Below are 15353 nucleotides of genomic sequence, written 5' to 3' on the forward strand. Positions count from 1 at the left end.
TCTCGTATTTCCGATAGTGTACCCGACTAAACGCATTTTTTAACCTCAAGCGGTACGCGTCATTGCTGATTTATCGCCGTCTTCATGGCAAACTAGCCGCCGAAAATTATGCGAGCATGCCCTGGAGGAAAGAGTGGATAAAATATTTGTCGATGAAGCAGTAAACGAGCTGCATACCATACAGGACATGTTGCGCTGGTCGGTTAGCCGCTTCAGCGCCGCCAATATCTGGTACGGTCACGGTACCGATAACCCGTGGGACGAGGCCGTTCAGCTGGTGCTGCCGTCTCTTTACCTGCCGCTGGACATTCCGGAAGACATGCGCACCGCGCGCCTGACCTCCAGCGAAAAACACCGCATCGTTGAGCGCGTGATCCGTCGCGTAAACGAGCGCATTCCGGTGGCTTACCTGACCAACAAAGCCTGGTTCTGCGGCCACGAGTTTTACGTCGATGAACGCGTGCTGGTACCGCGCTCGCCGATTGGTGAGCTGATCAACAACCACTTTGAAGGCCTGATTAACCATCAGCCGCAGCACATTCTCGATATGTGCACCGGCAGCGGCTGCATCGCCATTGCCTGCGCCTACGCTTTCCCTGAAGCGGAAGTGGACGCCGTCGATATCTCCACCGACGCGCTGGCCGTGACCGAACACAACATCGAAGAGCACGGCCTGATCCATCACGTCACGCCAATCCGCTCTGACCTGTTCCGCGACCTGCCGACGCTGCAATACGATCTGATCGTCACTAACCCGCCGTACGTCGATGCAGAAGACATGTCCGATCTGCCAAACGAATATCGTCACGAGCCGGAGCTGGGCCTGGCGTCAGGCTCTGACGGCCTGAAGCTGACCCGCCGCATTCTGGCCTGCGCGCCGGATTACCTGACCGATGACGGCGTTCTGATTTGTGAAGTGGGCAACAGCATGGTACATCTGATAAAGCAGTACCCGGATGTGCCGTTCACCTGGCTTGAGTTCGACAACGGCGGTGACGGCGTCTTTATGCTGACCAAAGCGCAGTTGCTCGACGCGCGCGAACACTTCAGCATCTATAAAGATTAATCCAGCGGGCTTCGGCCCGTTTCACAACGCTCAAACACAAACAACAACATCGGAGCCGTGATGGCAGGAAACAGTATTGGACAGTTATTCCGCGTGACCACCTTTGGCGAGTCGCACGGGCTGGCGCTGGGCTGTATCGTTGATGGCGTACCGCCAGGCATCGAACTGACCGAAGCAGATTTACAGCACGACCTTGACCGCCGTCGTCCGGGCACCTCTCGCTACACCACGCAGCGTCGCGAGCCGGACCAGGTCAAAATTCTCTCCGGCGTTTTTGAAGGCCGCACCACCGGCACCAGCATTGGTCTGCTGATTGAAAACACCGATCAGCGCTCTCAGGACTACGGTGCTATCAAGGACGTGTTCCGCCCGGGCCATGCCGACTACACCTACGAGCAAAAGTACGGCTTTCGCGACTATCGCGGCGGCGGACGCTCTTCCGCGCGTGAAACCGCGATGCGCGTGGCCGCTGGCGCGATTGCTAAAAAGTATTTGCAGCAGAAATTTGGCATCGTCATTCGCGGCTGTCTGACCCAGATGGGCGACATTCCGCTGGCGATCAAGGACTGGGATCAGGTCGAGCAAAACCCGTTCTTCTGCGCCGATGCGGATAAGCTTGACGCGCTGGACGAACTGATGCGCGGCCTGAAAAAAGAGGGCGACTCCATTGGCGCGAAAGTCACCGTGGTGGCAGATGGCGTCCCGGCTGGCTGGGGCGAGCCGGTATTTGACCGTCTCGACGCCGATATCGCCCACGCGCTGATGAGCATCAACGCGGTGAAGGGCGTCGAGATTGGCGACGGCTTCGACGTGGTGGCGCTTCGCGGCAGCCAGAACCGCGACGAAATCACGAAAGCGGGCTTCCAGAGCAACCATGCGGGCGGCATTCTCGGCGGTATCAGCAGTGGACAGCAGATTATTGCCAACATCGCGCTGAAGCCGACCTCAAGCATCACCGTGCCGGGCCACACGATTAACCGCTCAGGCGAAGAAGTTGAGATGATCACCAAAGGTCGTCACGATCCGTGCGTGGGGATCCGCGCGGTGCCGATCGCGGAAGCGATGCTGGCGATCGTGCTGATGGATCACTTCCTGCGCCAGCGCGCGCAGAACGCGGACGTGACGACCACCATTCCACGCTGGTAAACATGAAAAAAACCGCAATTGCTCTGCTGGCGCTGCTGGCCAGTGGAGCCAGTCTGGCCGCCACGCCGTGGCAAAAAATCACCCATCCGGTGGCGGGAAGCGCGCAGTCCATCGGCGCCTTCTCTAACGGCTGTATCGTGGGCGCGCAGGAGCTGCCGCTGCAATCAGATACCTATCAGGTGATGCGTACCGACCAGCGTCGTTACTTCGGCCACCCTGATCTGGTGCTGTTCATTCAGCGACTGGGGAACCAGGTGCATAACCTGGGGCTGGGGACAATGCTGATTGGCGATATGGGGATGCCTGCCGGTGGCCGCTTTAACGGCGGGCACGCCAGCCACCAGACCGGACTGGATGTCGACATCTTCCTGCAGCTGCCGAAAACGCGCTGGACGTCTGCGCAGCTGCTGAAGCCGCAGGCGCTGGATCTGGTGTCGCGCGACGGCAAAAGCGTGGTGCCCTCGCTGTGGACGCGGGAGGTTTCCAGTATGATCAAGCTGGCGGCGGAAGATAACGACGTCACGCGGATTTTCGTCAACCCGGCGATCAAGCAGCAGCTTTGCCTGGATGCGGGGACGGATCGCGACTGGCTGCGCAAAGTGCGCCCGTGGTTCCAGCACCGGGCGCATATGCACGTGCGTCTGCGCTGCCCGGCGAACAGCCTGGAATGTGAAGATCAGCCGCTACCGCCGCCAGGCGATGGCTGTGGTTACGAACTGCAAAGCTGGTTTGAGCCGGCAAAACCTGGAACCTCTAAGCCTGAGAAGAAGACACCGCCTCCGTTGCCGCCTTCCTGCCAGGCGCTACTGGATGAGCATGTACTTTAATGGATAATTTCGTCGATCTGTTTATGGTGTCACCGCTGCTGCTGGTGGTGCTGTTCTTCGTGGCCATGCTGGCCGGTTTTATCGATGCCCTTGCGGGCGGCGGCGGGCTGTTAACCGTGCCCGCGCTGCTGGCGGCAGGCATGAGCCCGGCGCAGGCGCTTGCCACCAATAAGCTGCAGGCCTGCGGCGGCTCGCTTTCGGCGTCGCTCTATTTTATCCGCCGCAAGGTGGTGAATCTCGCCGACCAGAAGCTCAATATCCTGATGACCTTTATCGGCTCAACGTCGGGCGCGCTGCTGGTGCAGCACGTGCAGTCGGATATTTTGCGCCAGATCCTGCCGGTTCTGGTTATCTGCATCGGTCTCTATTTCCTGCTGATGCCTAAGCTCGGTGAGGAAGACCGGGCGCGGCGGCTGCACGGCCTGCCGTTTGCGCTGATTGCCGGTGGCTGCGTCGGCTTTTACGACGGCTTCTTTGGCCCGGGGGCAGGCTCGTTTTACGCGCTGGCGTTCGTGACGCTGGCCGGCTTTAACCTCGCCAAATCCACCGCCCACGCCAAGGTGCTGAATGCGACCTCGAACGTCGGCGGCCTGCTGCTGTTTATCATTGGCGGCAAGGTTATCTGGGCAACCGGGTTTGTGATGATGGCAGGGCAGTTTTTGGGCGCGCGCGCAGGCTCGCGTCTGGTATTAAGCAAAGGGCAAAAACTGATCCGCCCGATGATTGTTGTCGTCTCGGCGGTGATGAGCGCCAAACTTCTTTATGACAGCCATGGACAGGAGATCCTCACCTGGTTGGGGATGAACTAATGAACAGTACGCATAAATACGAACAGCTGATTGAGATCTTCGATAGCTGTTTTGCTGATGATTTTAATACCCGTCTGATTAAAGGCGACGACGAACCGATCTATCTTCCTGCTGATGCAGAGGTTCCGTACAACCGCATCGTCTTTGCCCACGGCTTTTACGCCAGCGGTTTGCACGAGATCTCGCACTGGTGCATCGCGGGGAAAGCGCGTCGCGAGCTGGTGGACTTCGGTTACTGGTACTGTCCGGACGGGCGCGACGCCGCCACCCAGGGCCAGTTTGAAGACGTGGAAGTGAAGCCGCAGGCGCTGGAATGGCTGTTCTGCGTGGCGGCGGGTTTCCCGTTCAACGTGAGCTGTGACAACCTTGAAGGTGACTTTGAGCCAGACCGTATCGTCTTCCAGCGCCGCGTGCATGCGCAGGTGATGGAGTATCTTGAGAAAGGCATCCCGGAACGTCCGGCGCGCCTGATCGAGGCTTTACAGAATTATTACCACACGCCGGAGATCACGGCGGAATGCTTCCCTTGGCCGGAAGATCTTTAACAGAGGAAAGAAGATGATCGCAGAATTTGAATCACGCATTCTGGCGTTAATTGATGACATGGTGGAACACGCCAGTGATGATGAGCTGTTCGCCAGCGGTTATCTGCGTGGTCACCTGACGCTGGCGGTAGCCGAGCTGGAAGCAGGTGACGATCACTCTGCCGACGCCGTTCACGCTGAAGTCACGCGCAGCCTGGAAAAAGCCATTCTGGCCGGGGAGCTCTCTCCGCGCGACCAGTCTCTGGTGCTGGGGATGTGGGACAATTTATTCCAGCAGGCTAAACGCTAAGCCGCTGCCCTCTCTTCCCTCTCCCCTTTGGGGAGAGGGGATTCGACCGCACCCTACTTAACCATTTTCCCCTTCAGCAGTTTCCGTACCCACAGTCGATTCGGGTTCAGCCCCGCAAGCGTGGTTCTGTCCAGCGGAACAGGCTCATTACTCATTTGCGCGGCTAACGTTTCAGCCAGCAGCGGCGCGGAGCACAATCCTCGCGATCCTAATCCGCCCAGCATGAACAGTTCCGGATAAACCGGGGCACTTACCGCCGTTTCCTTGTTTTCTGCCAGATCCTGATAGAGTTCAAGCGTGGCTTCATAGTCCGGCACGTTTCCCGCCATCGGCAGGTGATCGCGGGTCGCGCAGCGCACGCCGCAGCGCGCTTCGCCCTCGCTCACGTCAACCTCTTTCGCCCACGCCGCGTCCGGGAAGCAGTCAATCAGGCGCTGGCGGTTTTGCTGCTGATCCGCTTCGCTGTAGCGCATATCCGCTTCGCCACGATGATAGCTGGCGCCGATGCAGTGATGTCCGTTAGACGGATTTTGTGGCGTCAGATAGCCGTCATAGCACAGCACCTGGCGCAGCTTGCTCAGTTCGGGCGCGGTCGGGATATGGCTTACCTGGCCGCCGACCGGATAAACCGGCAACGTCTCGGTCTGGATAAACTGGCTGATGTTATGTCCGTTTGCCAGCACAACGCTGGCATGGTGTGCCGCTTTGCCATCAGCAAAATGCAGAGTCCACCGTTCTGACCGGCTAAGCGATTCAACCTTATGAGCATAATGCACCCTCAGCCCGCGTGACTGCGCCAGGCTAATCGCCGCCGCGGTTAGTTCAGCCGGGCACAGCCAGCCGCCGAGCGGATATTGAATGCCGCCACAGCCGGTTTCCACGCCCGCCATGTCTGCCACCTCTTGCGCACTGACCGCGCGGGCAATCTCCTCCGGCAGACCCAGCGACAGCATCTGGGCGATTTTTTGCTGGCTCTTTTCATCCCAGCCGAGCTGCGTCACGCCGCACCAGTCATGGTCGAATGCCACCGGAATGGAATCATACAGGCGGCGAGCGAAGGTAAAGGCCGCGGGGAAAAACTGGAACAGGGCCGGATCGTGCGCGCTTAAAAGCGGGTAAAGCGCGCCCTGGCGGTTGCCGGACGCGCCGCTGGCTGGTGCCTCGTCAGCACAGTAGAGCGTCACCTGCCAGCCCCGGTGCAGCAGCGCGAGAGAGAGCAGGGCGCTGGCGATCCCTCCGCCAACGATCGCCACTTCGCGCGATGCACTGGCGCTGCGCGCAAACCAGGGAGCCCGAGCGGGAACGTCCAGCGTCCGTTCCATCGTGCCGACCAGCATGTCGCGCTTGCGGCCAAAGCCTTTGGTCTTCTGCATGGTAAAGCCCGCGTCCTGCAGGCCGCGGCGAACAAAGCCGGCCGAGGTAAAGGTGGCGAGCGTTGCGCCGGGACGCGCCAGCCGGGCCATCGCGCTAAACAGATGCTGGCTCCACATGTCCGGGTTCTTGGCGGGCGCAAAGCCGTCAAGGAACCACGCGTCCACCGTCTGGTTCATCGCGTCGTCGAGCGTATCGGTCAGGTCGTTAATGTCGCCCAGCCATAAATCCAGCGTCACCCGTCCGCCGTCCAGAATCAGACGGTGGCAGCCGCCGATATGCGGCGGCCACTGCGCCTGAAGCTGCTCCGCCCAAGCTGCAAGCTCCGGCCAGCGCTGGTGGGCGAGCCGCAGATCGTGCGCGGTAAGCGGAAATTTTTCAAAACTGATGAAATGTAATCTTTGTAGCGTAGCCTCGGGGTGCGCAGCGTGAAACTGGTCAAACGCCTGCCAGAGGGTTAAAAAATTGAGCCCGGTGCCGAATCCGCTTTCAGCAACAACGAACAGGCTGCGCGGGTGCGCAGGGAAGCGGGCGCTGAGCTGGTTTCCCTCGAGGAAAACATAGCGGGTTTCTTCGAGTCCGTTATCATTAGAAAAGTAGACGTCATCAAAATCTCGGGAAACAGGTGTACCCTCAGCGTTGAATTCGAGGTTGGCGGGTTGTATAGCGTTTTGTTTCACGTAAGTTACTCGTCTGACAGGCAGTGGCACGATCTTAACGATGTGAGTCCATCGGTGCAAATTTCCGCAGAAAATGTCTGATCGGACTTGTTCGGCGTACAAGTGTACGCTATTGTGCGACTCGAAACTTTTTATAGTGCGACTTACAGAGGTATTGAATGAAACGTGCAGTGATTACTGGCCTGGGCATTGTTTCCAGCATCGGTAATAACCAGCAGGAAGTCCTGGCATCTCTGCGTGAAGGACGCTCCGGGATCACTTTCTCTGAAGAGTTTAAAGATTCAGGTATGCGTAGCCACGTATGGGGTAACGTCAAACTGGACACCACCGGTTTGATTGACCGCAAAGTGGTTCGTTTCATGAACGATGCCTCTATTTATGCTTATCTCTCCATGCAGGAAGCGATCAAAGATTCTGGCCTGAGTGAAGAGGTTTATCAGAACAACCCGCGCGTGGGCCTGATTGCCGGTTCCGGCGGTTCCTCTAAAGCGCAGGTATTCGGTGCTGACGCCATGCGCAGCCCGCGTGGTCTGAAAGCGGTAGGTCCGTACGTGGTCACGAAAGCTATGGGTTCTGCGGTTTCCGCGTGCCTGGCGACCCCGTTCAAAATTCACGGTGTGAACTACTCCATCAGCTCCGCGTGTGCGACTTCCGCACACTGTATCGGCAACGCGGTTGAGCAGATCCAGCTGGGCAAACAGGACATCGTATTTGCTGGCGGCGGCGAAGAGCTGGGCTGGGAAATGGCCTGTGAGTTCGACGCGATGGGCGCACTGTCCACCAAGTACAACGAAACCCCAGACAAAGCCTCCCGTACTTATGACGCGCACCGTGACGGTTTCGTTATCGCGGGCGGCGGCGGTATGGTTGTGGTTGAAGAGCTGGAGCACGCGCTGGCGCGCGGCGCGCACATCTACGCTGAGATCGTGGGCTACGGCGCAACGTCCGACGGCGCCGACATGGTTGCTCCGTCCGGCGAAGGCGCGGTGCGCTGCATGAAGATGGCGATGCACGGTGTTGATACCCCAATCGACTACCTGAACTCCCACGGTACCTCTACTCCGGTAGGTGACGTTAAAGAACTGGGTGCGATCCGCGAAGTGTTCGGCGACAACAGCCCGGCTATCTCTGCCACCAAAGCCATGACCGGTCACTCTCTGGGTGCGGCGGGCGTGCAGGAAGCGATCTACTCTCTGCTGATGCTGGAAAACGGCTTTATCGCCCCAAGCATCAACATCGACGAGATGGACGAGCAGGCGGCTGGCCTGAACATCGTGACCAAACCAACGGAAGCGACGCTGACCACCGTCATGTCCAACAGCTTCGGCTTCGGCGGCACCAACGCCACACTGGTTATGCGCAAGCTGAAAGCATAAGCGTTTGAATGTATAATAGAAGGGAGCCGGAAGGCTCCCTTTTTTTATGCCTGAACACGGAGTTATGCATGAAGGCTGTTACCCCCGAGAAGGGCACTCCTTCCGGGAACCTTTCTCTTTTCCGCATCGCCTTTGCGGTATTCCTGACCTACATGACCGTTGGCCTGCCGCTGCCGGTGATCCCGCTGTTCGTTCATCAGGAACTCGGCTATGGCAACACTATGGTCGGCATTGCTGTGGGCATTCAGTTTTTAGCCACGGTATTAACCCGCGGCTACGCAGGACGGCTGGCCGATCAGCACGGTGCAAAACGCTCGGCGCTGCAGGGCATGTTTGCCTGCGGTCTGGCGGGGGGCGCGTGGCTGCTGGCCGCTCTCCTGCCGGTCGACGCCGCGTATAAATTTGCGCTGCTGGTGGTGGGCCGTTTAATCCTTGGCTTCGGTGAAAGCCAGCTGCTGACCGGTACCCTGACCTGGGGGATGGGGCTGGTGGGGCCTGCGCGCTCCGGCAAAGTGATGTCATGGAACGGGATGGCGATTTATGGCGCACTGGCTGCAGGCGCGCCGCTGGGTTTGCTGATCCACAGCCAGTTTGGTTTTGCGGTACTGGCAGCAACCACCATGGTATTACCGCTGCTGGCGTGGGCTTTTAACGGTTCGGTACGCAAGGTGCCCGCCCATAAAGGCGAACGTCCTTCGCTGTGGAGTGTGGTGGGGCAAATCTGGCAGCCAGGGCTGGGCCTGGCGCTTCAGGGAGTAGGCTTCGCGGTGATTGGTACCTTCGTCTCCCTCTATTTCATGAGCCGCGGCTGGGCAATGGCGGGCTTTACGCTGACGGCCTTTGGCGGCGCGTTTGTCCTGATGCGTGTCCTGTTCGGCTGGATGCCGGATCGCTTTGGCGGCGTGAAGGTGGCGGTGGCATCGCTGGTGATTGAAACCGTTGGGCTGGTGTTGCTCTGGCAGGCGCCGGTCGCCTCCGTTGCGCTGCTTGGTGCGGCGTTAACCGGCTGCGGCTGCTCGCTGATCTTCCCGGCGCTGGGCGTTGAGGTGGTGAAGCGCGTGGCGCCGCAGGTCCGCGGTACGGCGCTGGGCGGCTATGCGGCGTTTCAGGATATCTCATACGGCGTAACCGGGCCGCTGGCGGGTCTGTTAGCCACTTCGTTTGGCTACCCGTCCGTCTTCCTGGCGGGCGCGGTTTCTGCGGTGGTGGGGATCGTGGTGACGCTGGTGGCGTTTCGCAGAAATTAACTGTTGTCGCCGGGTGGCGGCTGCGCCTTACCCGGCCTACGGTTCGAGCCGTTGTAGGCCCGGTAAGCGTAGCGCCACCGGGCAAATCCTCAGGCAACCAGCCAGAAAATCGCCAGCGCAATCAATAATGCAATCAACATTAATCCCGGGCGGGCAGAGAGCGTTCTGAACGTCTCCACAACGGGCGCAAACAGCGGGCTGTAGATCGGCTGAACGTTTCTTACCTCCGGCACGCCGCCTTCCCGCTCGGCGCGGCGAACAAAGATCTGATTCAGCACATCCTGCACCTGCGCGGTGGTCAGTACCGTTTGCGGCGTGGCCTGCCAGTTCTGCTGGGCGTAATCCCGAATCACCTCGAACTCGTGCGGTTCCAGCGGCTGTTTAAGCGCCGCCTGAACGGTATGCAGGGTAGGGGCGCTCTGGGTGCTGAGCGTCTGGCGCGCCTGGAGCCAGGTCAGCAGATGGGTAAACTGTTTGGCCGGAATCAGCTCGCCCGCCTTCACGCCGGACAGTTCCAGCATGGATTGCCAGATAAGCTTCGTCGACTCGCCGGTGGCGGCGGCCAGTTTGGTCACCATCTGGTTCAGCGTGTTGTGCTCGGCAGGCTGCAGCGGGCGCTCGGTTGAGGGGCGCACCTGAGGCTGCGGAATAGACAACTGATTGTTCTGCAACAGCGTCAGCACGGTTTTAAGCTGGTCTGGCGTCAGCTGGCTCAGGGCGGTCTGGCCATACTGCTGACGGATAAAGTCACTGACAGCCTGACGGTTATTTCCCTGGCCCAGCAGCTCAGTCAACTGCGTGACAATCTGACGCGTGGTGTGGTTCTGCTGCGCGGTCGTAATACGCTGGTTGAGATTTTGCTCGGCGGCAGGGAAATGGCGCGACTGCAGCGGTGCGTCGTTCCTCACGCCTAAATCATGCTTTACCCCGGCCCAGACTTCCGCGTTTTGCTGCGAAGTCAGCGCTATCAGGCGCGTGATCAGTCGCTCCAGCACGGTGCGCTGTTGCGTGGATAGTGGCTGTTCACCGGCAACGTTTGGCGTGACAGGGCCTTCACCCGGAGGGCGTGGCGGCGTACCTGAAATGGGCTGCATCGTCAAAAATCCTTAAAGTCAAAACTCAGCGTAAACCAGGCATACGTATATGCCTGGCGGCCAGATTATGGCACACTTGGCAGGTTTTCTTCCTCTCAAACAGGTACTCAGACGTGAAAATCCTCGTTGATGAAAATATGCCTTACGCCCGCGAGCTGTTTAGCCGCCTCGGCGACGTTAAGGCTGTCCCTGGTCGCCCGATCCCGGTTAACGAACTGGATGACGCAGACGCGCTGATGGTGCGCTCGGTGACCAAAGTAAATGAGGCGTTGCTTGCCGGTAAAGCGATTAAGTTTGTCGGAACCGCAACGGCAGGGACCGATCATGTGGATGATCAGTGGCTGAAGCAGGCCGGAATCGGTTTTTCCGCCGCGCCGGGCTGTAACGCCATTGCCGTCGTGGAATACGTTTTCTCCTCGCTGCTGATGCTGGCCGAGCGCGATGGTTTTGCGCTGAAAGACCGCACCGTGGGGATTGTCGGCGTGGGTAACGTCGGCGGGCGTCTGCAAAAGCGCCTTGAAGCGTTAGGTATCCGCACGCTGCTGTGCGATCCGCCGCGTAAAGACAACGGTGACGACGAGGATTTCCGCGCGCTGGATGAGCTGGTTGAACAATGCGATGTGCTGACGTTCCACACGCCGCTGTTTAAAGAGGGGCCGTATAAGTCCCTGCATCTGGCGGACGAGGCGCTGATTCGCCGTCTGAAGGCTGGCACTATTCTGATTAATGCCTGCCGTGGCCCGGTGGTGGATAATGCCGCGCTGCTGAAATGTCTGAATGAAGGACACGATCTCAGCGTGGTGCTGGACGTCTGGGAGCCGGAGCCGGATCTCAACGTTGAGCTGCTGAACAAGGTTGACGTTGCCACCGCGCATATTGCGGGCTATACGCTTGAAGGCAAAGCGCGCGGCACGACGCAGGTGTTTGAAGCCTACAGCGCCTTTATCGGCCATCCGCAGCAGGTGGCGCTTGATACTTTACTCCCCGCGCCTGAATTTGGCCGCATTACCCTGCATGGCCCGCTCGATCAGGCAACGCTGAAAAGGCTTGTGCATTTGGTGTATGATGTGCGCCGCGATGATGCGCTGCTGCGTAAGGTGGCGGGGATCCCGGGTGAATTTGATAAGCTGCGCAAGAACTACGTTGAGCGCCGCGAGTGGTCTTCCCTGTATGTGATGTGCGACGACGCAGCGGCTGCGACGTTGCTCAAGAAACTGGGTTTTAACGCCGTTCATCACCCGGCGCATTAATGTCTTCTTAATGCTCCCTGTCGGATACGACGACAGGGACGCTTTTTTATTTCTGGAGTAAACCACCATGTCTGAAGGCTGGAACATTGCCATTTTAGGTGCCACGGGTGCCGTGGGCGAAGCCCTGCTCGAAACTCTTGCCGAGCGTCAGTTCCCGGTGGGAGATATCTATGCGCTGGCGCGCACCGACAGCGCGGGCGAACATCTGCGTTTTGGCGGTAAATCCGTGATGGTTCAGGATGCGGCCACGTTTGACTGGACCCAGGCGCAGTTGGCGTTTTTTGCCGCAGGTGCTGAAGCCACGGCGTCTTATATTGAAGAGGCGACCAATTCGGGCTGTCTGGTGATCGACCTGAGCGGTCTGTTCTCCCTGGAGCCGGACGTGCCGCTGGTGGTCCCGGACGTCAATCCGTTTGTGCTGGCTGACTACCGCAACCGTAACGTTATCGCGGTACCGAACAGCCTGACCAGCCAGCTGCTGACCGCGCTGAAGCCGCTGATTGACGACGGCGGCCTGTCGCGCATTACCGTCACCAGCCTGCTGTCCGCGTCGGCGAACGGTAAAAAGGCCGTTGACGCGCTGGCCGGGCAGAGTGCGAAGCTGCTGAACGGCATCCCGATCGACGAAGATGATTTCTTTGGCCGCCAGCTGGCGTTCAACATGCTACCGCTGCTGCCGGATCGTGAAGGTTCCGTGCGCGAAGAGCGTCGTCTCGTCGACGAAGCGCGCAAGATTCTGCAGGACGAGGGGCTGATGATTTCCGCCAGCGTCGTACAGTCCCCGGTCTTCTACGGCCACGCGCAGATGGTCGGTTTTGAAGCCCTGCGCCCGCTGGCGGCAGAGGAAGCGCGCGACGCGTTTGGCCGCGGTGAAGATATCGTCCTTTCCGAAGAGAGCGAGTTCCCGACCCAGGTGGGCGACGCCACCGGCAGCGCGCATCTTTCCGTTGGCTGCGTGCGTAACGACTACGGTATGCCGGAGCAGGTCCAGTTCTGGTCCGTTGCCGATAACGTTCGCTTTGGCGGCGCGCTGATGGCGGTCAAGATCGCCGAGAAGCTGGTGCAGGAGTATCTGTACTGATGTCCGAAGTGGATCAAAAGCCGGTTCATAAAATTGCCCTCGGTATTGAGTACGATGGCAGTAAATATTATGGCTGGCAGCGTCAGAATGAGGTGCGCAGCGTCCAGGAAAAGCTGGAGAAAGCGCTCTCTCAGGTGGCAAACGAGCCGATTAACGTCCTGTGCGCGGGGCGTACGGACGCGGGTGTTCATGGCACGGGGCAGGTGGTTCACTTTGAAACCACCGCCGTGCGTAAGGATGCCGCCTGGACGCTGGGTGTAAATGCGAATTTACCTGGTGACATCGCGGTGCGTTGGGTGAAAGCTGTGCCGGATGATTTTCACGCGCGCTTCAGCGCAACGGCGCGTCGCTATCGCTATGTCATCTACAACCAGCGTCTGCGCCCGGCGGTGTTAAGCCAGGGTGTGACGCATTTTTATGAACCGCTCGATGCAGAACGTATGCATCGCGCGGCGCAGTATCTGATTGGTGAAAATGACTTTACGTCGTTTCGTGCGGTGCAGTGTCAGTCCCGTACGCCGTGGCGTAACGTCATGCACATTAACGTCAGTCGTTTTGGCGCGTATGTGGTGGTGGATATCAAAGCCAATGCCTTTGTACATCATATGGTGCGGAATATTGTGGGCAGCCTGATGGAAGTGGGCGCCGGACACCAGCCGGAGAGCTGGATTGCAGAACTGCTGGCAGCGAAGGACAGAACGCTTGCGGCAGCAACGGCGAAAGCGGAAGGGCTTTATCTGGTCTCGGTAGACTATCCGGATCGGTTTGACCTGCCAAAACCGCCAATGGGCCCGCTGTTTTTAGCGGACTAAACAAAGGTGCAATTAAGGCTTAGACAATATGGACGTAATACGTTTTCTGATTGATTTCATTCTGCATATTGATGTTCACCTGGCGGAGCTGGTCGCGCAGTACGGCGTCTGGGTTTACGCCATTCTGTTCCTGATTCTGTTCTGTGAAACCGGTCTGGTCGTTACCCCGTTCCTGCCGGGAGACTCGCTGCTGTTTGTGGCCGGTGCGTTGTCGGCGCTGCCCACCAATGATTTGAACGTGCATCTGATGGTGGTGTTGATGGTGATTGCCGCGATTGTCGGGGATGCGGTCAACTATACGATTGGCCGGGTGTTCGGTGAGCGGTTGTTCAGTAATCCGGACTCGAAAATTTTCCGCCGCAGCTATTTAGACAAGACCCATGCCTTCTATGAACGTCATGGTGGAAAAACCATTATCCTTGCGCGTTTTGTGCCTATTGTGCGCACATTTGCGCCGTTTGTGGCGGGAATGGGCCATATGTCCTATCGTCATTTTGCAATGTATAACGTGGTGGGCGCACTGCTTTGGGTGTTGCTCTTTACCTATGCTGGCTACCTGTTTGGCGACTTGCCAGTGGTTCAGGAAAACCTTAAGTTACTGATTGTAGCGATTATTGTGCTTTCCGTTCTGCCGGGTGTTATCGAAATCATTCGTCACAAACGCGCGGCAGCAAAGCAAGCGAAGTAAATGCACGCTGGCGGTTCGACCACTTTTTTATCCAAAGTTTCGGGCTGTTATGTTTTAATGTGCAACATTCATGGTCTGTTGGAGGCAAAAATGGCATTATTCGCCTCTTATAGCAAAACTGGCATACGACCAGGTTCAGGCAGAAAGGTTATCAATGAGCTGGATTGAACGAATTAAAAGCAACATTACCCCGACGCGCAAAGCGAGCATTCCTGAAGGGGTATGGACGAAGTGTGATAGCTGCGGCCAGGTTCTGTATCGCGCAGAGCTGGAACGCAATCTCGAGGTGTGTCCGAAGTGTGACCACCACATGCGTATGTCGGCGCGCAATCGCCTGCATAGCTTGCTGGACGAAGGTTCTCTGGTAGAACTGGGCAGCGAGCTTGAGCCAAAAGACGTGCTCAAGTTCCGCGACTCCAAAAAATACAAAGATCGTCTGGCCTCTGCACAGAAAGAGACCGGCGAGAAAGACGCGCTGATCGTCATGAAGGGCACCCTGCACGAGATGCCGGTGGTTGCCGCTGCGTTTGAGTTCTCCTTTATGGGCGGCTCAATGGGCTCCGTGGTCGGCGCGCGTTTCGTGCGTGCCGTTGAGCAGGCGCTGGAAGACAACTGCCCGCTGATCTGCTTCTCCGCCTCCGGTGGCGCGCGTATGCAGGAAGCGCTGATGTCCCTGATGCAGATGGCGAAAACCTCTGCGGCGCTGGCGAAAATGCAGGAGCGCGGTCTGCCGTACATCTCGGTACTGACCGACCCAACCATGGGTGGCGTCTCCGCAAGCTTCGCGATGCTGGGTGACCTGAACATCGCTGAGCCAAAAGCGCTGATCGGCTTTGCCGGTCCTCGCGTCATCGAGCAGACCGTTCGTGAAAAACTGCCGCCGGGCTTCCAGCGCAGTGAGTTCCTCATTGAGAAAGGCGCTATCGATATGATCGTCCGCCGTCCGGAAATGCGCCTGAAACTGGCCAGCATTCTGGCGAAGCTGATGAATCTGCCAGCGCCTAACCCGGATGAGCCGCGCGAAGGCGTGGTGGTACCGGATCAGGAACCCGAGGCCTGATAACTGAAAAGG

15 protein-coding genes are annotated in these 15353 nt (G+C 58.5%); 13 read left to right on the plus strand and 2 right to left on the minus strand.

What is annotated here, in order from left to right; all coding sequences use genetic code 11:
* Positions 1–133: 133 nt before the first annotated feature.
* Genes prmB through IM295_RS05395 form a run of 6 tightly spaced genes read left to right on the plus strand, consistent with a single transcriptional unit; the run spans position 134 to position 4682 of the window.
* Entirely contained in the window at positions 134–1066 is a 933-nt protein-coding gene (prmB, locus tag IM295_RS05370) for a 50S ribosomal protein L3 N(5)-glutamine methyltransferase (protein WP_193066364.1), read from the plus strand.
* Positions 1067–1126: 60 nt separating this feature from the next.
* Positions 1127–2212: a chorismate synthase gene (gene aroC, locus IM295_RS05375; protein WP_028013970.1), complete on the plus strand. Its 1086-nt coding sequence runs from the start codon at positions 1127–1129 to the stop codon at positions 2210–2212.
* A 2-nt stretch (positions 2213–2214) separates the two neighbouring features.
* Positions 2215–3039 (plus strand): penicillin-insensitive murein endopeptidase, encoded by an 825-nt coding sequence (gene mepA, locus IM295_RS05380; protein WP_060571938.1) that lies wholly within the window; start codon positions 2215–2217, stop codon positions 3037–3039.
* Positions 3039–3848, plus strand: coding sequence for a sulfite exporter TauE/SafE family protein (locus IM295_RS05385; protein ID WP_028013968.1), 810 nt, complete (start codon positions 3039–3041; stop codon positions 3846–3848). The genes mepA and IM295_RS05385 overlap by 1 nt, the downstream gene beginning before the upstream one ends.
* Complete coding sequence (locus tag IM295_RS05390; protein ID WP_045259677.1) at positions 3848–4393, plus strand: elongation factor P hydroxylase; 546 nt, start codon at positions 3848–3850, stop codon at positions 4391–4393. Before IM295_RS05385 ends, IM295_RS05390 begins: the two co-directional genes overlap by 1 nt.
* Before the next feature lie 13 nt (positions 4394–4406).
* Positions 4407–4682 (plus strand): YfcL family protein, encoded by a 276-nt coding sequence (locus tag IM295_RS05395; protein WP_028013966.1) that lies wholly within the window; start codon positions 4407–4409, stop codon positions 4680–4682.
* Positions 4683–4735: 53 nt separating this feature from the next.
* Here IM295_RS05395 and mnmC read toward each other — a convergent pair whose 3' ends face one another.
* Positions 4736–6733 carry a bifunctional tRNA (5-methylaminomethyl-2-thiouridine)(34)-methyltransferase MnmD/FAD-dependent 5-carboxymethylaminomethyl-2-thiouridine(34) oxidoreductase MnmC gene (gene mnmC, locus IM295_RS05400; RefSeq protein WP_193066365.1) on the minus strand — a complete coding sequence of 666 codons (1998 nt, stop codon included), beginning with the start codon at positions 6731–6733 and terminating at the stop codon, positions 4736–4738.
* 158 nt (positions 6734–6891) lie between these two features.
* Here mnmC and fabB point away from each other — a divergent pair, with 158 nt between their 5' ends.
* Both fabB and IM295_RS05410 read left to right on the plus strand, forming a co-directional pair.
* Positions 6892–8109, plus strand: coding sequence for a beta-ketoacyl-ACP synthase I (gene fabB, locus IM295_RS05405; protein WP_023336433.1), 1218 nt, complete (start codon positions 6892–6894; stop codon positions 8107–8109).
* A 68-nt stretch (positions 8110–8177) separates the two neighbouring features.
* Entirely contained in the window at positions 8178–9356 is a 1179-nt protein-coding gene (locus tag IM295_RS05410; protein ID WP_045259679.1) for an MFS transporter, read from the plus strand.
* 89 nt (positions 9357–9445) lie between these two features.
* On the opposite strand, the gene flk is transcribed toward IM295_RS05410, so the two are convergent.
* Positions 9446–10450 (minus strand): flagella biosynthesis regulator Flk, encoded by a 1005-nt coding sequence (flk, locus tag IM295_RS05415; protein ID WP_193066366.1) that lies wholly within the window; start codon positions 10448–10450, stop codon positions 9446–9448.
* 113 nt (positions 10451–10563) lie between these two features.
* On the opposite strand from flk, the gene pdxB reads away from it, so the two are divergent.
* From pdxB to accD, 5 genes are all read left to right on the plus strand, one after another.
* Positions 10564–11700, plus strand: a complete 1137-nt coding sequence (pdxB, locus tag IM295_RS05420; RefSeq protein ID WP_045631484.1) for a 4-phosphoerythronate dehydrogenase PdxB — start codon at positions 10564–10566, stop codon at positions 11698–11700.
* A 67-nt stretch (positions 11701–11767) separates the two neighbouring features.
* The gene (locus tag IM295_RS05425; protein ID WP_041908894.1) at positions 11768–12781 is read left to right on the plus strand and encodes an aspartate-semialdehyde dehydrogenase; all 1014 of its coding nucleotides are present in this window, start codon (positions 11768–11770) and stop codon (positions 12779–12781) included.
* Positions 12781–13593 carry a tRNA pseudouridine(38-40) synthase TruA gene (truA, locus tag IM295_RS05430; RefSeq protein WP_193066367.1) on the plus strand — a complete coding sequence of 271 codons (813 nt, stop codon included), beginning with the start codon at positions 12781–12783 and terminating at the stop codon, positions 13591–13593. Before IM295_RS05425 ends, truA begins: the two co-directional genes overlap by 1 nt.
* A 28-nt stretch (positions 13594–13621) precedes the next feature.
* Entirely contained in the window at positions 13622–14281 is a 660-nt protein-coding gene (locus IM295_RS05435) for a DedA family protein (RefSeq protein WP_008502599.1), read from the plus strand.
* A gap of 154 nt (positions 14282–14435) precedes the next feature.
* Positions 14436–15341 carry an acetyl-CoA carboxylase, carboxyltransferase subunit beta gene (gene accD / locus IM295_RS05440; protein WP_003861408.1) on the plus strand — a complete coding sequence of 302 codons (906 nt, stop codon included), beginning with the start codon at positions 14436–14438 and terminating at the stop codon, positions 15339–15341.
* Positions 15342–15353: the final 12 nt, after the last annotated feature.

Origin of the sequence: Enterobacter cloacae complex sp. P14RS (genome assembly GCF_014895895.1) — a bacterium.
Classification (GTDB): Bacteria; Pseudomonadota; Gammaproteobacteria; order Enterobacterales; family Enterobacteriaceae; genus Enterobacter; species Enterobacter bugandensis.